The sequence below is a fragment of the Micromonospora sp. A202 genome (assembly GCF_006715105.1).
Lineage (GTDB): Bacteria > Actinomycetota > Actinomycetes > Mycobacteriales > Micromonosporaceae > Micromonospora > Micromonospora zamorensis.
Window position 1 is genome coordinate 2,442,432 of record NZ_VFMP01000001.1, and the last position, 21,976, is coordinate 2,464,407.

27 protein-coding genes are annotated in these 21,976 nt (G+C 69.6%); 13 read left to right on the forward strand and 14 right to left on the reverse strand.

The features are described 5' to 3' along the window. Positions 1-30: 30 nt before the first annotated feature. The 6 genes from FBZ33_RS32725 (at position 31) to FBZ33_RS11280 (ending at position 5,695) form a co-directional block, all read left to right on the forward strand. Positions 31-195, forward strand: coding sequence for a hypothetical protein (locus FBZ33_RS32725; RefSeq protein WP_185755271.1), 165 nt, complete (start codon positions 31-33; stop codon positions 193-195). Continuing rightward, the gene (locus FBZ33_RS11260; protein WP_141908979.1) at positions 192-830 is read left to right on the forward strand and encodes a hypothetical protein; all 639 of its coding nucleotides are present in this window, start codon (positions 192-194) and stop codon (positions 828-830) included. Before FBZ33_RS32725 ends, FBZ33_RS11260 begins: the two co-directional genes overlap by 4 nt. 1,172 nt (positions 831-2,002) lie before the next feature. Beyond that, positions 2,003-2,332, forward strand: coding sequence for a TraR/DksA C4-type zinc finger protein (locus FBZ33_RS11265; RefSeq protein ID WP_099852429.1), 330 nt, complete (start codon positions 2,003-2,005; stop codon positions 2,330-2,332). Between the two features lie 263 nt (positions 2,333-2,595). Beyond that, positions 2,596-3,801, forward strand: coding sequence for an NAD(P)/FAD-dependent oxidoreductase (locus FBZ33_RS11270; RefSeq protein WP_141908980.1), 1,206 nt, complete (start codon positions 2,596-2,598; stop codon positions 3,799-3,801). Then, positions 3,798-4,718 (forward strand): RNA polymerase sigma-70 factor, encoded by a 921-nt coding sequence (locus tag FBZ33_RS11275; RefSeq protein WP_185755272.1) that lies wholly within the window; start codon positions 3,798-3,800, stop codon positions 4,716-4,718. The genes FBZ33_RS11270 and FBZ33_RS11275 overlap by 4 nt, the downstream gene beginning before the upstream one ends. A gap of 113 nt (positions 4,719-4,831) precedes the next feature. Further along, entirely contained in the window at positions 4,832-5,695 is an 864-nt protein-coding gene (locus FBZ33_RS11280) for an alpha/beta fold hydrolase (RefSeq protein ID WP_141908982.1), read from the forward strand. 101 nt (positions 5,696-5,796) lie between these two features. Here FBZ33_RS11280 and FBZ33_RS11285 read toward each other — a convergent pair whose 3' ends face one another. Further along, complete coding sequence (locus tag FBZ33_RS11285; protein WP_088947677.1) at positions 5,797-6,600, reverse strand: SGNH/GDSL hydrolase family protein; 804 nt, start codon at positions 6,598-6,600, stop codon at positions 5,797-5,799. A 141-nt stretch (positions 6,601-6,741) separates the two neighbouring features. On the opposite strand from FBZ33_RS11285, the gene FBZ33_RS11290 reads away from it, so the two are divergent. After that, positions 6,742-7,494, forward strand: coding sequence for an MBL fold metallo-hydrolase (locus tag FBZ33_RS11290; protein WP_141908983.1), 753 nt, complete (start codon positions 6,742-6,744; stop codon positions 7,492-7,494). Between the two features lie 70 nt (positions 7,495-7,564). Here the strand turns inward: FBZ33_RS11290 and FBZ33_RS11295 are convergent, their stop codons facing one another. The 3 genes from FBZ33_RS11295 to FBZ33_RS11305 all read right to left on the reverse strand — a co-directional run bounded on the left by FBZ33_RS11295 (position 7,565) and on the right by FBZ33_RS11305 (position 9,493). Further along, positions 7,565-7,780: a hypothetical protein gene (locus FBZ33_RS11295; RefSeq protein WP_141908984.1), complete on the reverse strand. Its 216-nt coding sequence runs from the start codon at positions 7,778-7,780 to the stop codon at positions 7,565-7,567. 20 nt (positions 7,781-7,800) lie between these two features. Continuing rightward, positions 7,801-8,337, reverse strand: coding sequence for an alpha/beta hydrolase (locus tag FBZ33_RS11300; RefSeq protein ID WP_141908985.1), 537 nt, complete (start codon positions 8,335-8,337; stop codon positions 7,801-7,803). A gap of 136 nt (positions 8,338-8,473) precedes the next feature. Further along, entirely contained in the window at positions 8,474-9,493 is a 1,020-nt protein-coding gene (locus FBZ33_RS11305; protein ID WP_141908986.1) for an NADPH:quinone reductase, read from the reverse strand. A 98-nt stretch (positions 9,494-9,591) separates the two neighbouring features. Here FBZ33_RS11305 and FBZ33_RS11310 point away from each other — a divergent pair, with 98 nt between their 5' ends. Further along, positions 9,592-9,933, forward strand: a complete 342-nt coding sequence (locus FBZ33_RS11310; RefSeq protein ID WP_231927348.1) for a helix-turn-helix transcriptional regulator — start codon at positions 9,592-9,594, stop codon at positions 9,931-9,933. A 148-nt stretch (positions 9,934-10,081) separates the two neighbouring features. Continuing rightward, on the forward strand, positions 10,082-10,582 hold the full coding sequence (locus FBZ33_RS11315) for a hypothetical protein (RefSeq protein WP_141908987.1): 501 nt from the start codon (positions 10,082-10,084) through the stop codon (positions 10,580-10,582). An 18-nt stretch (positions 10,583-10,600) separates the two neighbouring features. On the opposite strand, the gene FBZ33_RS11320 is transcribed toward FBZ33_RS11315, so the two are convergent. The 4 genes from FBZ33_RS11320 to FBZ33_RS11335 form a co-directional block, all read right to left on the reverse strand. Beyond that, entirely contained in the window at positions 10,601-12,100 is a 1,500-nt protein-coding gene (locus FBZ33_RS11320) for an FAD-dependent monooxygenase (protein ID WP_141908988.1), read from the reverse strand. A gap of 125 nt (positions 12,101-12,225) precedes the next feature. Beyond that, entirely contained in the window at positions 12,226-12,843 is a 618-nt protein-coding gene (locus FBZ33_RS11325) for a TetR family transcriptional regulator (RefSeq protein ID WP_141908989.1), read from the reverse strand. 195 nt (positions 12,844-13,038) lie between these two features. Then, positions 13,039-13,749, reverse strand: a complete 711-nt coding sequence (locus FBZ33_RS11330) for a class I SAM-dependent methyltransferase (RefSeq protein WP_088947684.1) — start codon at positions 13,747-13,749, stop codon at positions 13,039-13,041. A gap of 332 nt (positions 13,750-14,081) precedes the next feature. Beyond that, positions 14,082-14,582 carry a GNAT family N-acetyltransferase gene (locus tag FBZ33_RS11335; protein ID WP_141908990.1) on the reverse strand — a complete coding sequence of 167 codons (501 nt, stop codon included), beginning with the start codon at positions 14,580-14,582 and terminating at the stop codon, positions 14,082-14,084. Positions 14,583-14,686: 104 nt separating this feature from the next. Between FBZ33_RS11335 and FBZ33_RS32730 the strand changes: the two genes are divergently transcribed. Both FBZ33_RS32730 and FBZ33_RS11345 read left to right on the forward strand, forming a co-directional pair. Beyond that, positions 14,687-15,172 (forward strand): N-acetyltransferase, encoded by a 486-nt coding sequence (locus FBZ33_RS32730; protein WP_185755273.1) that lies wholly within the window; start codon positions 14,687-14,689, stop codon positions 15,170-15,172. 86 nt (positions 15,173-15,258) lie between these two features. Then, the gene (locus FBZ33_RS11345; protein ID WP_141908992.1) at positions 15,259-15,570 is read left to right on the forward strand and encodes an NIPSNAP family protein; all 312 of its coding nucleotides are present in this window, start codon (positions 15,259-15,261) and stop codon (positions 15,568-15,570) included. A gap of 12 nt (positions 15,571-15,582) precedes the next feature. On the opposite strand, the gene FBZ33_RS11350 is transcribed toward FBZ33_RS11345, so the two are convergent. From FBZ33_RS11350 to FBZ33_RS11360, 3 genes are all read right to left on the reverse strand, one after another. Continuing rightward, positions 15,583-16,218 carry a DinB family protein gene (locus tag FBZ33_RS11350; protein ID WP_221629455.1) on the reverse strand — a complete coding sequence of 212 codons (636 nt, stop codon included), beginning with the start codon at positions 16,216-16,218 and terminating at the stop codon, positions 15,583-15,585. Positions 16,219-16,511: 293 nt separating this feature from the next. Beyond that, on the reverse strand, positions 16,512-16,826 hold the full coding sequence (locus FBZ33_RS11355; RefSeq protein ID WP_141908994.1) for a hypothetical protein: 315 nt from the start codon (positions 16,824-16,826) through the stop codon (positions 16,512-16,514). Positions 16,827-16,864: 38 nt separating this feature from the next. Next, on the reverse strand, positions 16,865-17,524 hold the full coding sequence (locus FBZ33_RS11360) for a DJ-1/PfpI family protein (protein WP_141908995.1): 660 nt from the start codon (positions 17,522-17,524) through the stop codon (positions 16,865-16,867). Positions 17,525-17,628: 104 nt separating this feature from the next. On the opposite strand from FBZ33_RS11360, the gene FBZ33_RS11365 reads away from it, so the two are divergent. Next, positions 17,629-18,636, forward strand: coding sequence for a GlxA family transcriptional regulator (locus FBZ33_RS11365; RefSeq protein ID WP_185755274.1), 1,008 nt, complete (start codon positions 17,629-17,631; stop codon positions 18,634-18,636). Here the strand turns inward: FBZ33_RS11365 and FBZ33_RS11370 are convergent. After that, the gene (locus FBZ33_RS11370) at positions 18,548-19,000 is read right to left on the reverse strand and encodes a MerR family transcriptional regulator (RefSeq protein WP_088951664.1); all 453 of its coding nucleotides are present in this window, start codon (positions 18,998-19,000) and stop codon (positions 18,548-18,550) included. The two genes, FBZ33_RS11365 and FBZ33_RS11370, sit on opposite strands and share 89 nt — an antisense overlap. 55 nt (positions 19,001-19,055) lie before the next feature. Between FBZ33_RS11370 and FBZ33_RS11375 the strand changes: the two genes are divergently transcribed. Further along, positions 19,056-19,973, forward strand: a complete 918-nt coding sequence (locus FBZ33_RS11375) for an oxidoreductase (protein WP_141908997.1) — start codon at positions 19,056-19,058, stop codon at positions 19,971-19,973. A gap of 3 nt (positions 19,974-19,976) precedes the next feature. Here the strand turns inward: FBZ33_RS11375 and FBZ33_RS11380 are convergent, their stop codons facing one another. Then, on the reverse strand, positions 19,977-20,546 hold the full coding sequence (locus FBZ33_RS11380; RefSeq protein ID WP_141908998.1) for a hypothetical protein: 570 nt from the start codon (positions 20,544-20,546) through the stop codon (positions 19,977-19,979). Between the two features lie 103 nt (positions 20,547-20,649). Next, complete coding sequence (locus FBZ33_RS11385; RefSeq protein ID WP_141908999.1) at positions 20,650-21,837, reverse strand: amidohydrolase family protein; 1,188 nt, start codon at positions 21,835-21,837, stop codon at positions 20,650-20,652. Between the last annotated feature and the right edge of the window lie 139 nt (positions 21,838-21,976).

Sequence of the window (21,976 nt, forward strand, 5' to 3'; positions counted from 1 at the left end):
CGCATTGCCGGACTGACCGATACTGTATCCATGGCTGACGATTCTGAGGAGCTCGCGCAGGTCAACGCCGTGCGGATCAACGATGTCGGCGAGATGGAGTTCTTCGACGGCCAGCGCTGGGTGCCGTACAACGATCTGCCCGACGACGAGACCGGCCCGCTGGGTGTCGTCTTGCGCCGCGACAACAACCAATGATCGGGGAGCCGCCGACGGGCGGTGGAGGGCTGGACGCGCTGCCGTCTCCGTTGGACTCGGTCGCGGACAGCCGGGCGGCGGCGCGCTGGATCATCTCCTCGGCCGGCGCGGTGGGCGCGCTGCTGCTCGGCGCTGGCCCGCTCATCGCCGCTGGCAAGGTCACCGACTGGGTCCACGCGACGTGGGCGGGCGGCGGGCTGCTGGTGGCGCTGCTCGGTGTGGCCTGGGCGATCTGGCGAACCAGCGAGGTGCTCGTCCCGCCGATGACCACGCCGGCCTCACTCACCGGGCCTGAGCTGCGCGGGCTGCGCGAGCGGCTGCAGGCCGAGCCCTGGTACCACTTCGGGGGGTACGCCGACGACATCGACGGCCTGCTGCGACACCGCCGGATCGCCGCCGCGATCACCGGCCGCCTACCGATGGCCCCGCCGGAGGAGCGGGCGGCACTGCGAGAAGGCCTCGCCGTAGCGCGTCGCAACATCGTTCGGACCGACCCGTACCTGCGGTGGCTGCTGACCACCGCGCACGCCTGGCAGGTCCGGGAGACGTTGCGCCAGGCCCGCCGACAGACCTTCCTGGCCTCCGCGCTGGTGGTGGTCGGTGCGGTGGTGTTCATCGCCGCGACCGCCGGATAGCGCGCGATCCCCGTGATGTCCGAATGCATGCACTTGGTGTAGCCGTGAGACAGTGCTGGCGACGAGGCGGTCAGCCGCCAGGTTGGCGGGAGTGGTGAAGCGGGAGACCGTCGATCGGAGGGTCCCGGCGTTGCGCTACCGTCAGGGTGCCCACACCGGCGTCGAGTAGCCCGCGTCCGTCGGCTGTCGATGGTCCGCACTGCCCAAGAACCCAGGGAGATACCGATGCCGGAGCCTGAGCCCGTCGAAGACGCCCACGCGGCGGACGCCGACACCTCAACCACGGACGAGACCGACCAGCCTGCCGTTCCCTCGAATCGGGCTGCCCGTCGCGCGAAGGGCAAGGCCGTCTCGCCTCAACCGCACGGAAAGGGCCAGCACCTCGGCGGCCGGGGCTCGGTCCAGAGCCCGCGCCAGTACGGTAATCGCCGAAGCGGCTGATCGCCCGTCCCAGGTTCCGCGCGTATCAGTCGGCGGGCTGTTTGAGGGCAACCTCGCGCGGCGGTGGTGGGCGCCTGCGATGGTAGCCGCCGCGCCGACGTACTGGTCCAGGTCTGACGCCGCTGTGGCATGAGCAGGCCGTCGAGGACTTCACCGACGCCCTGACCGGCTACGCCATCGTGGAAGCGGACTCGCACGACGAGGCAGTTCAGATCTTCTCCGCGCATCCGCACCTGCGGCTGTTCGCCGGAAACTCGATCGCCGTCCTGGAGTGCCCCTCTCCGCCCGGCTGATACCCCAGCTGACGGTTGTCTTTGAGCGGACTGGCGCTGTTTTCCAGGCCGGTGGCTCGGTGCCGTCATCGTCCGGTCTGAGCTGTGAAGAGACGTTTCGGGTCGCAGGCCGCGGCCAACGCGGGGTCCCTCCGAAGGCGTTGGCTTTAGTGCAGTAGTCCCCCTATGGTGGAGGCATGCCGTCGGTGACTTTCTGCTCGTCTGTCGTCACTGCGCTGGCAGCGCTTTGCGCTGCTCGCGTAGCGACGCAGCGACGCCTGACGGTTGGGATGCGCGTGCCGGTTGTCCGCGCGCTGCACATCGCGCCCTCGCACAAGCTGTCGAGCCCGCCGCCAATCGGCCGAGACCCTCCCGCGGAATCGTTGCATCCCAAAACGACCGCAAGGGCGAAGCCATTCGAGCTTCGGCCCTTTTTCTTTTTCCCCGGAGAGGTAGACCATGAGCGTCGATCATCGTGCTGTTGATCAGAGCTGGCTGGCTGATCTGCGAGCGTCCCTGGCGGACGACTTCGCCGCACAAACGGCTCGGCTGCGGGAACTGACCGAGCTCAACGCGGACACCGGCGACCCCAGCGAGGCGCACAACCAGGCTGCGCTGCTGCTGGCCACCCGCCGCAACATCGAGCAGATCACCGGTGCGCTGAGCCGGATCAGCGAAGGCACCTACGGTGCCTGCCAGAAGTGCAGCCAGAACATCCCGGCCGAGCGGCTCGAGGTTCTCCCGCACGCGCGCTTCTGCGTGCCGTGCCAGGAGAAGCACAACAAGTGACGCCTCGTGTGGCTGCCGCGCCGCCGCACGGCAGCCACACACCGGCGATCGGAGCCTGACCTTCGCAGGGTACGGGCGGAGCCAGCGGGTCGGCCGCGAGCCCTGCGCTGACCCGGGCCCAGTGGCCCCGCAGCCGCGGCGGCAGGGTGTGGATCAACGCGGGCGCGAACGTCGACCATGTCGTGCGTCACGTCGATCTCATGTCACGGATACGTCGGCAGCTTGCGTCTGGTGGTCGTCAGCGCGAGGGAAGAGGCGGAACGATGAGCACAGAGCACGAGGTCGGGACGGCGGCTGCGCACCGGGTGGTGATTCTGGGGGCGGGGTACGCGGGGATGGCCGCGGCGATCCAGCTCGCGGCTCGGGTCGGGCGCCGCGAGGGTGTGCGGGTGACCCTGGTGAACGCGCAGGAGCGGTTCACCGAGCGCCTGCGGCTGCACATGACGGCGACCGGGCAGCGGCTCGCCGAGATGAGCATCCCGGAGCTGCTGGAGGGTACGGGCGCGCAGTTCGTGCGCGGCTGGGTGACGGCGCTGGACGCGGATGCGAAGACCGTGCGGCTCGACGACGACCGGGTGCTGCACTACGACACGCTGGTGTACGGGTTGGGCAGTGTGGCCGACACGGCGGCGGTGCCGGGTGTCGAGGACTACGCGTACACGCTGAACAGCGTCCAGGACGCCGAGTTGCTGGCGGACCGGCTGGCGCGGCTCGGCAGCGGCACGGTGGTGGTCGGTGGTAGTGGGTTGACCGGCGTCGAGTCGGCTGCGGAGATCGCCGAGCGGCACCCGGAGCTGAACGTCGTGCTGCTGGGTCGGCAGGAACCCGGCGCGACCATGATCGGAAAGGTCAGGGCGCATCTGCGGTCCGCGCTTGGGCGTCTGGGCGTCCGGGTGCGCAGCGGGGTCGAGGTGGTGAAGGTGCTGCCCGGTTCGGTCGAGTTGGCCGGCGGGGAGACCATGGCCGCCGACGTCGTGGTCTGGACGAGTGGCACGCGCGTGTCGCCGCTGGCTGCGGCAGCCGGTCTGGCCGTCGAGGAACGCGGCCGCATCGTCACCGACCCCGCGCTGCGGTCGGTGTCGCACCCTGACGTGTACGCGGTGGGCGACGCCGCCGCGATCCGTCAGAGTTACGGCGTCATGCACGGCACCTGCCAGGGTGGCATGCCGACCGGGGTGCACGCGGCGGTGGCGATCGTCCGCGCGCTCAAGGGTAAGAAGGCGAAGCCTTTCCGCTTCGGCTACTACCACACGCCGGTGAGTCTGGGACGGCATGATGCGGTCGTCCAGTTCACCCACCCCGACGACAGTCCTCGACGGATGTATCTGACCGGCCGCAGAGCGGCCTGGTACAAGGAGACGGTGAGTGCTTCGCCCTGGCCGACGTACGGCCGCATGAAGAGGATGCCCGGCGCGGGCGCGTTCTGGCCCCGCGGTGGCCGCTTCACCCGGGTCCGGGACGCGCGGTGACCCATCCGTTCCGGGAGCTCGACCAGCGGGTCTACAACGAGCATCGCAACCTGCTGTTCTCGGTGGCCTACCGCATTCTCGGCACGGCGGCCGACGCCGAGGACGCGGTCCAGGACGCCTGGATCAAGTGGTCGGCCGCCGACCGCGCGCAGGTGGCCGACCCCAGGGCCTATCTGACGCGGATCGTGTCGAACCTGGCGATGGACCGGCTGCGCTCCACCCGGCACAAGCGCGAGACGTACGTCGGGCCGTGGCTCCCGGAGCCGATTCTCACCGCCGGGGACACCGCCGACGCCGTCACGACCGCCGAGTCCGTCTCGATGGCCATGCTGGTGGTGCTGGAAACACTGAGTCCGTTGGAGCGGGCGGTGTTCGTACTGAAGGAGGTCTTCGACCTCAGCCACGCCGAGATCGCGGAGGCGGTGGACCGTTCCGAGGCCGCGGTGCGCCAGGCCGCGCACCGCGCTCGCGAGCACGTTCGGGCCCGGCGGCCACGCTTCGTCGCGGACCGCTCGCGGCAGCACGAGGTCACCCGACGGTTCTTCGCCGCCGCGACCGGTGGCGACATCAACGCCCTCATGGAGCTGCTGTCGCCGGACGTCACACTGTGGACCGACGGTGGCGGCAAGGTCCGCCAGGCCATGCGTCCGGTGGTGGGGGCACAGACGGTGGCCGCCTGGTTCGCGGCCATCGGCACCGTCACCTACCAGGGCGTCGAGCCCGCCGACATGAGCGCCGAGCTGGTCGAGATCAATGGCGGGCTGGGCATGGTGTTCCGCGGTCCGGGTCGTGTGGTCGCCACCGTCACCGTCGAGGTCGACGCCGGCGGCCGCATCATCGCCATCCACAACGTCGCCAACCCCGACAAACTCCGGGCCATCGCCGAAGGCGCCACACGCGACGTCCGTACACGCTGAGCTTTTCCCAAGGTGACGCCGGTGACGGCCCTCGCGGCCGGGACCGGGTCGATGCGACCAGACGGTACGTGGCCGCAGGTTTGCGGGACGGGCGGCTCGGATACTCGTCGCCCATGTTTGATGGTTTCACCGACGAGAGGGTCGACGTCGGGGAGGTGGAACTCCGTGTCCGGCATGCCGGGCAGGGGCCCCCGGTGCTCCTCATCCACGGGCATCCGCGCACCGGGTCGACGTGGCACCGGGTGGCACCGCGGTTGGTGGACCGGGGCTTCACCGTCGTCTGCCCTGACATGCGCGGCTACGGGAGATCCGGCAAGGCGAAGATCCTGCCGGACCACTCGCAGCAGTCCAAACGGGCGGTCGCGGGGGACATGGTCCGTCTGATGGACGTCCTGGGTCATCCGACGTTCGCCGCGGTCGGCCATGACCGTGGTTGCTACGTGGCGTTGCGCCTGGCACTGGACCACCCGGACGTGGTCAGCCGGCTCGTGGTTCTCGATGGTGTGCCCATCAGTGAGGCCCTCGCCAGGTGCGACGCGCGATTCGCCCACGACTGGTACCACTGGTTCTTCTTCGCGCAGCCCGACAAGCCGGAGCGGGCCATCGCCGTCGACCCCGATGCCTGGTACGGCAGCAAGGCCCAGCCGCAGAGCATGGGGGCCGAGAATTACGAGGAGTTCCGGGAGGCCATCCACGACCCGGCCACGGTCCGGGCGATGCTGGAGGACTACCGCGCCGGCCTGGGTGTCGACCGGGAGCACGAGGAAGCCGACCGGCGTGCCGGTCGCACAGTCCGCTGTCCGACGCTGTTTCTCTGGTCGACCCTTGACGACATGGAGGACCTGTACGGTGATCCGCTCGCTGTCTGGCGGCCCTGGGCCGATGATCTGCGCGGCCACCCGATCGAGTCCGGGCATCACGTCGCCGAGGAGAACCCCGACGACCTCACGGCGGCGCTGCACGGCTTCCTCGCGTGACCACCTCCTCGGCCCGCAGGCCGGAGTGCTGATCCTGTACGGGCCGACCCAGTTCGACGGGGCACGCGGGGCGATGGGTCTCGCCCCGCGTGCCCTCGACGTCAGCCGGCGACGGAGCGGAAGACCGGGTAGTAACCGCTGGACTGGCCGGCCGCGGTCGGGTGGTAGGAGATGCCGAGGTTGACGAAGTTCAGGGCGTGCAACCACTTGTCGCCGTAGCTGCACAGTTGGTGCCCGACGAACTGCGACCGGACGTCGGCGAAGGTGAAGCCGGCGGCCTGGGCGGCGCTTCGGGTGAGGTCGTTCACCAGGTTGATGCCTTCGTTGATCTTCGCTCGCGAGGTGGCGCTGAGCCCGACACACGTCGTGCCCAGTTGGTAGAAGACCGGGTAGCCGACGACCACCACCCGGGCCGACGGCGCACGGGTGCGGATTCCGTTGTAGACGGTGCGCAGCAGGTTGGTGAGGTCGGCCCGCGCCTTGTCCTCGGCGGTCTGCACGGCGGCCACGCAGTCGTTGGTCCCGTAGAGCACGCAGGTGGTCATGATGTTGGCGAACCCGACATCGTTGCCGCCGACCGTGACGCTGACCAGGGTCGTGGTGGTGCTGAGCGCGCTGAGCTGCGTGTTGTTCACGCTGGCGGTGGTGGCACCGGAGCAGGCAACCGAACGGTAGGACGCGGGTCGCACGTTGGTGGCGTACAACGCCGGGTAGGCGTTGGTGCTGCGCTGGCAGGAGCCACTCTCGGCGGTGTAGCTGCCGGCACCCACCCCCGAAGAGTAGGAGTCGCCGAGGGCGACGTAGTGGTCGCTGGGAGCGGCCTCAGCGGGCGCTGCCAGGGTGAGGGTGGCGGCCAGGGCCGTCGCCAGGCTCAGGGTGAGGGTTGCCAGACGGGATTTCCGCACGTCGCGCTCCGGTGGGGGTAGGAGATTCGGTGTGACATAGATATCACTGGATATCGACGTTGGGAAGATCCCTAAAGAGGGTCCTGGGGGTGTTACGCGGCCGGCAGGGGTTCGGGGGGCCGCGCTGGCAAACTGGCGGACATGGTGGACTGGCATACGCAGGCCGAGGTGGGTGACGACGTCATCCGGATCTCGGAGCCGCACGTCAACGAGCTGCTGTCCGCGAACTTCTGGTGGCTGCACGGCACTGATCGAGACCTGGTGATCGACGCCGGGCTCGGTGTCGTCCCCCTGCGGGAGGCGATCCCGCGCCTGTTCCACCGCGATCCGATGGTCCTGCTCACCCACGCGCACCTGGATCATGTCGGCGGAGCAGCCGAGTTCGCTGACCGGGCCGCCCACCCCGCCGAGGCCGAGGTCCTCGCGGTGGGCGTACCGGCGAGCCTGTACGGCGCGGAGCTCTACGACAAACTCGGGATCGACCCAGCGGGAGAACCCGTCCCGGAGCTCATGCTCGACGCCCTGCCCAGTCCCGGCTACGACCCGGCCAGCTACCGCATCGCACCCATGACCCTGAACCGGATGGTCGACGACGGCGACCGGATCGACCTGGGCGGGCGGGTGCTGACCGTGCTGCACCTTCCCGGCCACACACCGGGCAGCATCGCCCTGCTGGAGGAGCGCACCGGGACCCTGTATTCCGGCGACATCATCTACGACGGTGCCTTGATCGACGATCTGCCGAACTCGGACGTGGCTGCCTACCGGCGAAGCATGCAGATGCTCGCCGACCTCGACGTGTCCGTCGTCCATCCCGGCCACGGGCACAGCTTCGACAGGGCACGGCTTCGCGAGTTGGCCGACGCGTACCTGCGCAGGAGGGCCTCAGGTTGAGTCGTACCCGGTGCCCAGCAGGCGGCGCGGTCTCTTCAGGCGTCACGCTGCGACCGCTACCGCCTCTGGTTCATCCGGAGGTGGAGAAGGTGAGAAAGGTGTCGGGAGGCCGGCTTTCGGGAGTGGGACCGTCGTGGGTCTTCCACGTGTCCCCGACGACCTGGGCCGCTACCTGCGACCAGAACGCTTCGACGCCGGGGTTGTAGCGCTGGAAGCCGATGCTCCACCGCCCCGGGAACAGGGCGATGATTCGAACGGCAGCGGCGCGACCGACGCCTGTGCGCACCCCGAGCTGCGCCGGCGGCGTCAGGGGATGAGTCGGTCGACAAGTTCGAACCGGTCGTACGGCTGGTTGTAGTCGCCGAAGTGCCCATCGTCGCGCACGATCTGGGTGCCGCCGAGCCGCTCGAACATGGCGCGCCCCTGTCGGTCGTCGCAGCCGTACGGATCCACGCGTGAGTTGATGAAGTAGATGTCCCGCACGTGCAACCGGATCGCGGCCCAGTCGTAGCTCTGCTGGAGGACCGGCTCTTCCTCGGTGTTGGGCCGGGTGCAGTAACCCGCGACCAGGATCGCCTGGGCGACTGTCACATCGACATGCTCCAGGAGCGCCAGCAACAGGGCCGCGCCCCCCGAGTGGCCCACCAGGATCGTGTCCTCGTCGAAGCTGTGCCCGTCGAGCACCTTCGGCAGGAACGTCGCGATCGGCTCGACGTTGATGCCCGGGTGGTGCGGCACCTCGACGGTGTAGCCCCGGGCCCGGAGTCGCTCCGCCAGCCAGGGATACCAGCACACGTCCGGGTTGCCGCCGGTCCCGTGAAAGATGATCGCTCTGCGCCCCACCAGGCCCCCTCGTATCGACGTCTTGATCAAAGCACGTGATCCGAGAAGTGGGCACGACGAGTGGCCGGTACGCGGATCTGCCGATGAGCCGATCCGCGTACCGATGCGAGGCGGAGATGCGGTAGCTGGTCGAACGTCAGGGCGTGACGTCCACCAGTACCTTGCCAACCACGCCGGCCTCCACGGCTCGGTGAGCGTCGGCGGTGCGGTGCAGTGGGAAGCGGAGCAGTGGCAGGCCGTGCTCCTCGCCAACCGGCAGGGCGCCGTCACGGATCGCGGCGGCGACGTCCTCGACGGCTGCGGCGCGCGCCTGCGGGCCAGCCGTGTAGAGCACCAGGAACTGCAGGCGGGTGTTCAACACCATGTTCTGGCCCACGTTCAGCTCGACCGCCCGTCCGCCCTCGTTGGCGTACGTCGCGATCGTGCCGCGGGCACGCAGCACGGCCAGGTCCAGGGTGAGGTTAGCGCCGAGCGCCACCTCGGCGACGATGTCGACGCCGTCGGGGGCGATCGCGCGGATGGCGGCGGCCGGGTCACCCTCGCGATAGTTGATCGTGTGGTGGGCGCCGGCCGAAGCGGCCAGCTTCGCCTTCTCCGGGCCGCTGACCGTGCCGATCACGGTGGCGCCTGCCCATCGGGCGAGTTGGATCACCGCGTGCCCGACCGCGCCGGCTCCGCCGGCGGCGAGCACCACCTTGCCATCGAGTGCACCGGGGTGCAGGCGGCGTGGTCCGTCCTCGGCGACGGTGAGGGCACGGTGTGCGGTCAGCGCGGGGACGCCGAGTGAGGCGCCGACGTCGAAACTGGCCTCGTCGGGCAGTGGCACAGCCTGATCGGCGGGTACGACGGTGAACTCGGCGGCGGTGCCGGTGGGCCGACCGGCGGCGGCCATGAACAGCCACACCCGCTGACCGACCCGACCCGGATCAACCCCGTCACCGACGGCGTCGATCACGCCGGCGCCGTCGAGGTGTGGGGTGATCTCGGAGAACAGCTTGCGGTGGGCGACGCCGGAGCGGGCCTGCCAGTCGGTCGGGTTGACCCCGGACACGGCGACCCGGACTCGGACTTCGCCGGCGTCGGGTGCGGTCAGGTCACGCTCGACGAGCTGGAGCACGTCGGGGCCGCCGTTGTCGCGGTAGACGATCGCTTTCATGACACATCCTATGTTCGATCTGCATCGTACTGTTCGAGCCGCGTCGAACAGTACGACGAGGGTCGTACTTTCCGCAACATCTGGCTAGGCTTCGTCTCGTGACCGAGGTGATCGAACCTTCCATCGAGACCGTGACGATCGACGTCGTGCTCAGCGCGCTCGCCGACCCGGTGCGGCTCACGCTGGTGCGTGCCCTCGACGCCGCTGGGGACTGGACGTGCGGCAGCGACGTCCTCAAGGGCAGCCGCTTCACCATCGGCAAGTCGACGCTGTCGCACCACATCAAGGTTCTGCGCGATGCCGGACTGATCCGCACTCGCGTCGACGGCATTCGCCGGCTGGTCACGCTGCGCTACGACGACGTGGAACAACGCTTTCCCGGGCTGCTGAGCATGCTCCGCGAACATGACGCCGAAGAGGCGCCCGCCTCAACCGCATGACGCAGACGAGCGAAAACAGAATCTCCGGCAGGAGTGATCCCGTTCGTCGCGATGCGTGCGTTGACGCCCCCGCGCCTCGCTCCTCTGCGGGAGTGAGACCCACCCAGGGAGGGAGGCGTCAGGGTGCTGCCGAGGCGATGGTGCTGGTATGCCCGCTCTCACCGATCGTCGCTGGGCGTACGGCGCCTTCGCATGGTTGATCTTCTTTGTGGTGTCGCACGTGATCCTGGTGTTCTTTCCCGGCGACGATCCGACCGGTGACGGCCCCTGGGACATGAGGGCCTACGTGATCTTCAACGTTGTGCTCATCTCGATGTCGGCCATCGGGGCAGCCGTCGTCCTGGCCACCGTCCGCCCGCCGGCTCGACATCTCCCTCGGTGGTTACTGCTGGCGCCGCTGTTGGGCGGCAGCGTGCTGCTCGTCATCCGGGGTGTTCCGGGGATGGCCGAGAATCTGCTGATGGTCACGGGCGTCCGTCGCGGTGGCTTCATGGGGGCCGCAGACATCTCCACGGGCGAGTTCTGGACCGGCATCGGAGTCAACACCTACTTCTTCACCGGCGCGGTGTTGCTGGTGGGGACAACTGTTTCCTACACCCGCCGATCAGCGGGAAGCGGTCCGAGGAGATCAGCCGACCAGGTTCGGTGAGGCGGACGGCTCTGTCGCTCACAGTGGAAGGCCGAAGTGGTGGGTGAGCGAGGCGCGCAGGGTGTCGGAGTTTCCGGCGGACCAGGCGACGAAGCAGTCGGGGCGTACCAGCAACGCGGTCGCGGTCGTGCCCTCCAGCGCGCCGGTGACCACGTCGACCCGGTCTCGCCACGGCGCGGCGACTCCGGCGTAGGCACCCGTGGAGTCCAACAGCAGCGGCCGGGCGACGCGGGTCAGCTCGGCGAGGCGTAGCGCGCCGTGCTCGCTGTGCACGACCACGTCGGGGGCGAAGCGGCCGGCCAACGGGTCGGCCGGATCGGCGGGATAGTGGATGTCCGCGCCGGACATCAGCGCCGCGATGTGCCCTGTCACCTCCGGCTTGCGCAGCAGCTCGGCGAAGAGTTGCCGAAGGCCGGTGATCTCGTCGCCGGGGCCGATGAGCGCCGATTGTGCCTGGGTGGACATGACGACCCGTTCGGCGACGGGGCGGCGCTCGGTCTCGTACGTGTCGAGCAGACCCTGCGGTGCCCAGCCGTGCACCGTGGCGGCAAGCTTCCAGCCCAGGTTGACGGCGTCCTGGAGGCCCAGGTTGAGGCCGGGGCCGCCGATCGCGGGGTGCACGTGCGCGGCGTCGCCGACCAGCAGCACTCGGTCGGCGCGGTAGCGGTCGGCGATGCGGGTGTTGCCGCCGGTCAGCCGCCGCAACAGTCCGGGGCCCTCTGGCGCGCCGAAGGGGATGTCCACGCCGAGCACCCGGGCGACGCTGGCGCGTAGCTCTGCCAGGTCCATCGGGGTCTCGTCGCTGGTCGGAGCGTCGGGCCACTCCGTCGTGCTCAGGATCGCCGGACGGCCGGGGAACGGGGCCCAGGCGATCAGTCCGCGCGCGGTGCGGGTGTGTTGGAACGGTGGGACGACGCCGTAACCGGGCGCACGAAGGCCGCCGGTGTCGGGGTCTAGGGACGACGCGGGGACGCTCACGGTGGCGGTACGGGAGATGGACCGGTCGAAGGTGGCGCCGGGGAAGCCGATGCCGGCGAGGCGGCGCACCGCGCTGCGGCCCCCGTCGGCACCGACGAGGAAGCGGGAGGTGAGCTGCGTACCGTCGGCAAGGCAGGCCTCGACCGCGTCGGGCCGTTGGCGGAGGTCGACGACCTCGTGGCCGCGGCGCAGGTCGACTCCGAGCTCGACGGCCCGATCGGCGAGGGCGGCCTCGAGCTGGGCTTGCGGCACGCCGAGCACGTAGTGCGGGTTCTCCGCGACCATCGTGAGATCCAGCGGGAACGCGCCGAAGACGAAGGCCGGCTGGGGCGACGGCGGGGTGCTCTCGCCGCTGAGCCGCCCGTAGAGCCCGCGCCGGTCGAGCAGGCGGACGACCTGGCCGACGAGGCCGTTGGCGCGGGGCTCGCCGGTGGGCGCGGCGTGGCGTTCGAGGACGACGGGGTGTACGCCGGCGAGGGCCAGCTCGCAGGCGAGCATGAGGCCGTTGGGGCCGGCTCCGACGATGAGGACATCGATCATGATCGTGATCCCTTCTGGGTGTGCGTCATCGCCACGGCAGGCGCGGCACGCGGCCGGCCCGCCGCGGAGGTACGACGCGGCTGAAAGGCGTGGATGAGGTCGTGCGGTGAGTGCGGGCCGGGGCTTCAGCGGGGCGGCGGGAGCCCGGCGGCGACCTGGGCGAAGGCGTCGGTGATCAGGCGCTCGATCGGGGTGGGCGGGTCGGTGCTGTCGAGATAGTGCTGCATGGCGACGGTGACGGCGGCACTGGCGGCGGCCGCGACGAGCCTCGGATACATGTCGGTGGCGAGGTCGGTGCCGGTGCGCTCGGCGACCGCGGCGGCAAGCTCGGCCTCGGCGACCGCGACGGCGCGCAGCCGCTCGCCCTGCAGCGCGGGCTCGGCGAGCATGGTGCGCACGCCGGCCACCCACTGGGTGTGTGCGGGGGAGGGCATCGCCTCGACCTCGGGGCCGGGCGTGAACTGCTCCAGCGCTGCCTGGGTGAGCGCCGCCCAGAGCGGCTCGTCGGCGGGGCGTTCGCGCAGCGCGGCGGCGGTGCGCAGGCTGCGGTCGAGGTGGCGGGAGGCGATCGCCTCGGCCTTGCTGGAGAAGTAGTTGTTGAAGGTGCGCGGGGAGACACCGGCCGCCTCGGCGATGTCCTCGACGCGGACGTTGTCGTAGCCGCGCTCGACGGTGAGGTGGATGGCGGCCCAGCCGAGCGCCGCCCGCGTCTCGGCCTTCTTGCGCTCCCGAAGCCCCGTCATGCCACCACGCTAGCACTTCTTGCGTGACACGCAAACATGCGGGCCACGCAGAAATGCCGATAGGAACTGCCGTTCATGCTGCGGGAACGCCCGTGGTCCCGGGTGTCCGGTCCACGTGAAGGTGGCACTAATCGTCGCGCGTGAGCAGTTGCGGTGCCAACTAGGTGCGGACGGCGGAAGCGTTTCCGTCCAGGTTTAGTTGGCACCTTCTTGCCGGCGGTGTGCAAAGAGGACCGCTCCTGGAAGGCTCTCGTCGAGGCCGAGCAGCATCTGGGCCTTGACCGTGAATCCGGCATCGCGCAGCCAGGTCGCCATCCGGTCCGGCTGACGGCGGTGCACGTAGACCTTCATCGGATGACCGCCGTAGCCTTCCGTCTTCAGCCGTGACTCATCTCCGACGTGAAAGCCGAGCAACAGAGGTCCATCGGGACGCAGCACCCGCCGAAAGTGGCTAAGAACCGCCGGGATCTCGTCGTCGGGGATGTGGATCAACGACCAGAAGGCGAGCAGGGCAGTGATCGAGGCGTCAGCGAGTTGTAGGTCCGTCATCGAACCCACCTCGAACCGCAGGTCGGGGTGCTCCCGCCGAGCGATGTCGATCATCGCGGGTGACAAATCGACGCCGAAGGCATCGACGCCCAGCTTATGCAGGTGGGCAGTGACATGGCCTGGTCCGCAGCCCACGTCCGCCACCGGGCCACCGCCGGCGGCGTGGACCAGATCGGCGAACAACGCCAACGCCGCGAGCAGATAGGGCTCCCCAGCCAAAGCCACCCGTGTGTAGTCGGAGTAACTGTCGGCGACCGTGTCGTAGGAGATCCGGATGTCTGCCAACCAGTCGTCCGCTCGCCTGCTCCGTGACCCAGAAGTGCCGCCGCCTTCCAACCGCGTTCCGGTATCCGTCATCGTTCGGCTCCTCCTCGTGAACTGGTGCGGACGCGTAGGTCTCGGAAGCCGCGCACGCTACCAGTTTCCAAGCCAACTTCGGTGAACCGAGCACCCACCTTCGAGGTTTGACACCGCCCTGGCCGTCACCAGCTACAGCGAGACAGACGCCAGATGTCGGAGACCGGAGACCAGTGCCAACACAATCCGGACGGCGCCACCACTGGTGCCAACAACCGTGGACGGTGCCAGCTTCAAGTGGACCGGACACCGGGCACCCTGATCGTGGCCGGCCCTTCGCGGACTGACCACGACCCGGATACCGAGCTGGTCGTGGCCCCGCCAACCAGCCCTTAGTGCTCCAACGTCACTTGGTTCGTGGGCAGTCGAAGCCGCATAGCTGGATAGGTGGTGCGGCCGAAGCCAAGCGAGCGATAGAGCGGTTCGCCACTCGGGGACGCGCGCAGGTCCACAGTCCGGATTCCGCGGTCGCGGTACCAGTCGAGCAATGCCGTCACACACAGTCGGGAGTAGCCGCGTCGCCGCTGGTCCGGATCAGTCACCACGTTGAAGATGTATCCGCTCTCGCTCGTTGGATCGTCTGGCCCGCCGAGCCGGCAGTCGACAGCACCAACCGCGCACGCAGCCAATGCGCCGGACCGGTCAGCACGGTCGACAACGAAGGCAACCATTGTCGGGTCCGGAGCGGCGAGCCGGATCTGAAGAACCTCGAACGCCACTCGCCGCCATTCGTCAGTGGCCGGCTCGGGAGAGGCGCCATCCTCGAGGAACACCCCACGTAGGCGAACCAGCTCCGCTGCATCTGCCACCGTCGCCCTGCGTACCTCACCCATGGCCTGGGAGGTTAGTCACGACTCGTCCCAGCGATGTGCTGCACCTGCTGTCGAGACGGGGGACAGTAACCAACCTCGGCTTGACCGTCGGCCACACTTACGGCGTGACGACGACGATCGTGCCCATCGGCTGCGCCCATCCGGCTTTCGATCAGGTAGCTGCTCTGTTTGACGACTATCGCGTGCACTACGGCCAACCGTCATCCCCTGAGATCACACGCACCTGGCTGCACGACCAGCTCGCGCAACACCGGCTCTCCGCCGCTGCCGCCATCCGAGCCGATGACGTCTGTGGCTTCATCACGGCCATGATCATGCCGGCGTCGCTCACGCTGGGCACCGCATGGTCGATCCGCGACCTCTACGTGGCCCCGCGCCATCGCCGTAGCGGCATCGCGAACGCCCTCCTGGAGCACACCATCCACAACGCGCGTTCCGCTGGCGCGCGTCGTGTGTCACTCCAGACCGAGACCGACAACGCTCCGGCTCTGAGGCTCTATACCGAGGTCGGCTTCCAGCCCGTTACCGGCCTGGAACTGCTCAACCGCAGCTTCGATCTCACCGACCAGGATCCAGGAGACACGGCCTAGCGGGCATTCTCGAACCTTCCAGCACGCTCCTGCCGCTGACCGCGGTCGTGCTGCGATGCGCGAGCACCGGCCCGTATGGTGGCGCGATGATCACTTGCGTCGTGCACTACACCATCGACCCCGCGCAGATCGAGGCCTTCGAACGCTTCGCTCGTGAGTGGATGCGGCTGGTTACCGCGCACGGTGGCGTGCACCACGGCTATTTCCTGCCCGCCGAGGGAGCCAGCGACAAGGCGGAGGCGCTGTTCAGTTTCGAGAGCCTGGCAGCCTACGAGAGATACCGTGCGCGGTTCGGTAATGACCCGGAGTTCGTCGCGGCGGACAGCATCCGCAACGACTCGGGTTGTGTCGTGCGGTACGAGCGGACCTTCATGCGACCGCTCCTGCCGACCGACTGAGCCCGGCCGGTCCTACTGCTGCGCGTCGAGGTCGCGTGTCGCGTAGCGAAGGTGCTCCCACTCCTCGTCGAAGATCACGTGGAGGCAGTGCAGGACCGGCCGCTCGTGCGCGGGTGACCACGGGGTCGGCCGAGGCTCGGCGAGCAGCCCCGGTGTGACGGTCGCGAGGAAGCCGCGCACCATCGCCTGCCGCTCGGCACGCAGGTCGAGCACCTCGGCGAAGCTCGGATGCCGCGTGGCAAAGACCGACATGTCGAATCCATCCGTCTCGTACTCGGTGTATGGCTGCCCGAGCGGATGGAAGGGTTGCGGCAGGCGCAGGATCGCCTTGCCGAGCCATGCGTCCGTGGCGAACGCGAGGTGGCGCAGGGTCTGCGCGAACGACCACTCGCCACCGATCGAGGCCTCGGCGGTGCTCTGCGGCATGGACTCCACCCGGTCGACGGCCGCCGACCAGGCCCGTTCGAGTGCCGCCCACGCCACGCGCAGACCCCCGGGATCGCCGGCATTCTTCAGCTCGCGGCCGGGAAACCGTCGGTTGAGCTCGGCCTCGACGAGCGGCACCACGTCGACACCGTTGATCAGCAGCGTGCCGTCCGCCAGCCACGGCGCATCGATGTCGAGCCCGCTGACATCGACGCCGCGCATGACCGCGCCGGCCAACGTCGACCTGTTGAACCGCGCGCCTCGTAGGTCCCTGTCGACGAACATGGTGGTGTCGCTCTGGGTCATGACAGCCTCCGTCTCGATGGCGTTCGCGGCGATGCTAGCGGGCCGGTCCGACAGAGCCCGCCGCCCGATGTCCGGCGACGCCGGCGCACGTGCGGCGCCGGCGGGCGCCGACCCAGGGGGCGCGGAGCGCGGGAACATGCTCGCGGCGATGGCGACCGGTGCCGCTGGCGAGGATTGCCGTGACCACGTGGACCGCCATGGGAACCCCCTCACGCGCTCCGCTCACCGGTCACGCGCGTCCGCGGCAGCCGCCCGGCGCGGGACTCGCCGGAGAGGGCGTCGCCGTGAACGATGACGTCGTACGCCAGGTTGAGGCGCAGTGGTCTGGTGATGCTCTGCCGCCAGGTGACGCGCTGCCCGGTCGGGTCCTCGTGGACCACGATGTCGGTGAGGGTTGTGGTCTCACCAGCGCCGGTCGCGCTGCCGTGGATCACGCCATCCTCTTCCTCGAAGTGGTAGGCGGCCTCGATGGTGCCGACGGGTGTCTTCATGCGGAGCAGCCAGGTGCCGACAATGGTGTTCATCTGGTTGGTGACTTTCCTTCTTCGAGGGGCGGGGCAGGTCAGGCCGCGTGCTGACCTGTGGTCTTCCAGGTCGTGCCGCGACGCTCGTACTCGAACAGCTCCTCGACCGCGTGCGCGGCCTGCGAACCGAAGTCCCGTTCGAGCAGGTAGAGGGCTACGTCGAGACCCGACGTCACGCCGCCGCCGCTGACCAGGCCGCCGTCGTCGACCACGCGCGCGCGGACGGCGTTCACGCCGGTGGCGTCGAGCATGTCGATGCCGAGCACATGCGTGGTCGCGGTGCGACCTTCGAGGAGACCGGCCATCGCGAGGGCGAGTGATCCCCCGCAGAAGGCCGCGACGGTGATCTTCGGGTTGTCGAGCGCGCGGCGGATGAGGGGCATCGCGTCGCTCTGCGCGAACCGACCCAGGAGTACGGGGATCGTCTCGTCTCCGGCGTCCGGGTCCCCGTCGACGGGGCCGACCGCACCCGGGACGACCACGTAGCCGGGTACGTCCGGATCGAGCCTGGCGGTGGCCGTCAGGGTGATCTGGGAGTTGCCGGCTCGTACGACGCCGGGACCGCTCGCGCTGACGAACTCCACGGCGAGCGCGCCACCGAGGAACTGACTGCCGGCGGTGAGCACCTCGAACGGGGCGATGACATCAAGGGGATCGAAGCCGTCGAAGAGCACGATCTGGACGTGGACCTGTGTCATGGAGGATCTCTTCCGGTGGGCGTTTCCTCCTATGTTTGCGCCGCGCCAGACCGCGTTGCCATGGCTATCAAGACAGATAGCTCCTGGATCTGGCCAATCGCGAAGTGCCCTATCCTGCGGGGGTGTACACCGTCGTCGTGCTTGCGCTCCCCGATGTGATTGCCTTCGATCTGGCCACCCCGATCGAAACCTTCGGACGCGTGCGCCTACCGGACGGCCGCCCGGGATACCGGGTCGTCGTCGCCGGTCACGAGCCGTCCGTCCAGGCCGGTCCGGTGCGCCTGGCCGTCGATGAGGGGCTGGAGGCGATCGAGCGGGCCGACCTCGTCGTGGTGCCAGGGAGGAACGACCCGTTGCAACCGTCGCCGCCCCCTGTTCTCGCGGCACTGCGGGCCGGAGCCCACCGTGGGACGCGAATCGCGTCGATCTGTGTCGGCGCGTTCACGCTGGCCGAAGCGGGCCTGCTCGACGGCCGAGACGCGACGACCCACTGGCTCGCCGCTGACGAGCTCGCACGAAGGCATCCCGCTGTCCGGCTGAACCCGGATGTGCTCTACACGGACAACGGAAGCATCCTGACGTCCGCTGGTGCCTCGTCCGGTCTCGACCTGTGCCTGCACATCGTCCAACGCGACTACGGGGTGGCCGTCGCGGCGGACGCCGCCCGCCTCGCCGTCGCGCCGCTGCACCGCCCCGGAGGGCAGGCGCAGTACATCGTTCGGAACCGGGCAACGCACCGGACGTCGACGCTGCAACGAGCGCTCTCGTGGATCGAGGCGAACGCGTACCGTGACCTGACCCTCGCGGACATCGCCGCCGCTGCCGGCATGAGCGTGCGCACGCTGACCCGCCGATTCAAGGACGAGACCGGGCAGAGCCCCATGCAGTGGGTGTCGGGGGTGCGCATCCGCCACGCGCAGGACCTGCTGGAGACCACCGACCACACCGTCGACCGGATCGCTGCCCAGACTGGCTTTCCGACGACCAGCAACTTCCGGTTCCAGTTCGGACAACTCCTCGGCGTCACGCCCGGGGCGTACCGGAGGGTCTTCCGTCCGCAACCGTCACCGGGTGCTGCTGTTGCCAGGGATCTCCCGAGCCGCCGGCGGTGAGGTGCTGCTCGTAGCTGGCCACCTTGACGTCGACGAGCTCGAGGCAGTCGCTCAGCCGCGCCAACTGCTCGGTGATGTGGCGCCGGTGTTCGCGGAGCAGATCGAGCCGCTCGGCCTCGTTGCCGCTGCCCTCGCGGACGAGCTGGGCCAGGCGGCTGATCGTCGTGAGCGGCATGCCGGAAGCGCGGAACTTCACACAGTTCGCCAGCCACTCGACATCCCAGGCGCTGTAGACACGCCTGCCGGACCCGTCCCGCCGCACGTCACCGGCCAACAGACCCGCACGCTCGTAGAGCCGCAGAGTGTGCACGCTCAAGCCGGTGCGCTGCGCCACCTGCCCGATACTCAGGTCCCCGTCCGCCATGGCGTCGACCGTAGCCATTGACCTAGACCTCGGTCTAGCACCTAGCGTCCCCGACATGACAAGCGACACGACCCACACCATGTTCGGCGCCCACAGCACCACCGCGGATGTCCTCGCCGGCATCGACCTGACCGGCAGGACCGCCGTCGTCACGGGTGGCTACTCCGGCCTCGGACTCGCCACGGCCCGGGCGTTCGCCCAAGCCGGGGCTCGGGTCGTCGTCCCCGCCCTCCGGCCGGACGCGGCGCAACGGGCGCTCGCCGGCGTACCCGGGGTCGAGGTCGATCAACTCGACCTCGCCGACCTCGGCTCCGTCCGCGCGTTCGCCGAACGGTTCCTTCGCAGCCATTCCGCCCTCGACATCCTGATCGCGAACGCCGGGATCATGGCCTGCCCGGAGACACGGACAGGACACGGCTGGGAAGCGCACCTCGCGATCAACCACCTCGGCCACTACGCGTTGGTGAACCTCCTGTGGCCCGCGCTCACCGCCGCCGGCACGGCTCGTGTCGTCTCGGTCGCCTCCGGGCGCAACCCGACGTGGCGTATCCGGTGGGACGACGTGCAGTTCGAGCGCGGCTACGACAAGTGGGAGGCGTACACCCAGTCCAAACTCGCGAATGTGCTGTTCGCCCGCCACCTCGACCTGCTCGGCAGAGCGCAGCGCGTCCGCGCCTTCTCGGTCAACCCCGGCTGGGTCCGCACGCCCCTGCAACGACACCTCGCGGTCGAGGAGATGGTCGCCGCCGGCTGGATCGACGCGGACGGAACTCCGGCGCCTGGGCTGTTCAAGACCGTCGAGCAAGGCGCGGCGACCCAGGTCTGGGCCGCCACGTCACCTCAACTCGACGCGAACGGCGGCGACTACTGCGTGGACTGCCAGCGCACCGACGGCAGCCCCACAGACGACAGTGAGGCAGCCCGCCTCTGGGCGCTGTCGGCCGACCTGACCGGCCTCGACGTCATCGGATAACCCTCACGCTCGCGCTCGTCCGCCGTCCTCGGCAATGTCAGGCCTGGGCAGCGGCCGGCGGCGTAGCTCGCGCAACACGCCGTGCCGGTGCGCGGCCCACGCGAGGCGTCGGACGCTCGGGTGTCTGACGAACAGCACCGCCGCCCGGCGGATCAAACCGAACCGGTTGTCGCTGACCTGGTTGTCGATCGCCTGCCAGATCAGCTCGCGCGCCTTGGCGCTGTCGAGGACCGCCCGCACCTCACGTCGCACCGCGGGATCCTCGGCCGCCGAGGCGATGGCAGCGGCCTGACCCGGCCGGTCCGCGAGCGGCTCCACCACCGCCGCGACGAGCGGCCTGCGCACCTCGTCCCGCTCCAGCAGCAGCAACACCGCTTCCCGGATCTCGACAGTGTCCAAGCTGGACCGCAGCAGGCTCAACAGGCTGCTCTCCACCTCGCGATCCTGATCCGCGACGGACAGCGTGGCCAGCAGCACCGACACCTCGTCGAGATCGATGAGGTGTCGCAGCCCGCTGCGGAACTCCGGCAGCCCCCACGCGACCTGCAGAGCCTTCACGAGATTGCGGTTCATGAGCCACCCGCTACCCGGAAGCGACAGTCGGCGAAACCCCGAGGCCGGCCGGGATTGATCAGCTGAGGCTTCTACAGCCTGGATGACTGCTGCTCGGACATCGTCACCTCACCGGGTTGCCGGCGCGGTAGACGGCGAGCGGGCGGCGCAGTGCGCTGATGTCGCTCGCCGGGTCGCCGTCCACGACCAGCAGGTCAGCCTCGTACCCGGGGCGGACGCGGCCCTTGCGCCGCCCCAGGCCACACACCTCGGCACCCACCGAGGTGGCCGCGGCGAGGGCGGCGGCGGCGGGAATGCCGCAGGCGACGTACTCGACCAGCGTCTCTGGCAGGATCCCGTGCGGCTTCGCGGGGCCGAGGCCGGCGTCCGAACCGGCCACCAGGCGGACCCCGGCCCGGTGCAGGGTGGCGGCGCCGTCGCGCAGCGCCGCCGCACTGAGCCCGGCCCGCGCCGCCATCGCCACCACCTCCGGCGGCGTGACTACGGCCGGGTCGGTGCCGAGCGTGGCGCAGACCGCCACCCCGGACGCGGCCAGGCGGTCCGCCACCTCGTCGGGGACGTGGGCGCCGGCCGCGGTCACGCACGTGCAGTGCTCGATGCCGTCGACACCGACGCGCAGCGCCTGCTCGACAGCGTTGAGCGCGTGCGCGTGCACTGTCACCGGCAGGCCCAGATCGTGCGCCCGGGTCAGCGCGGCAGTCAGCTCCTGGTCGGTGAACTGCGGCCGGGTGGTGTCCGTGCCGGGGGTGAACACGCCGCCGCTGGCCATGACCTTCACCAGGTCGGCCCCGGCTGCCGCCTTCAGGCGTACGGCCTCGCGGATCCCGTCGACGCCGCTCACCTCACCCCCCATCGACCAGCAGTGCCCGCCGACGGTGGTGACGGGGGCACCCGAGGCCACCACCGTGGGCAGGTCGTCGCGCGCCTCCCGGGCCCGCCACCGGAGCACGGCACCGCGCCGGTCGCCCAGGTCCCGGACGGTCGTGACGCCAGCCGCCAGATGCGCGCGCAGTGACGCCTCGACAACCGCGTCGAGGTCCGTCTCGGGACGCTCGGCGAGCCGGCCGAGCGCGTCGGGACCGGCGTCGGCGCACAGGTGTACGTGAGCGTCCACCAGCCCGGGCAGCACGGTGCCGTTCGGCTCCTCGCGCACCGGCCAGCCCTCCGGCGCCTCGGCCCGGCCCCGCTGCACGTCGACGATGCGCCCACCGTCCAGCAGGACCAGCACCCCGCCGTCCATGAGTCGCTCGCCGTCGAACATCCGCGCCACCCGGATCGCACGCTTCGTCATCGACCCTCCCCGTTGATGTGAACCGCTCCGGTCAGGCTCTCATTCGGCGGCGACGGAATCCTGCTCGAACTCTGGCCCCTGCGACGGCGGCGGCAACCAGGGACGGTCACGGTCCTGACATCGCCGGCCCATCCAACGA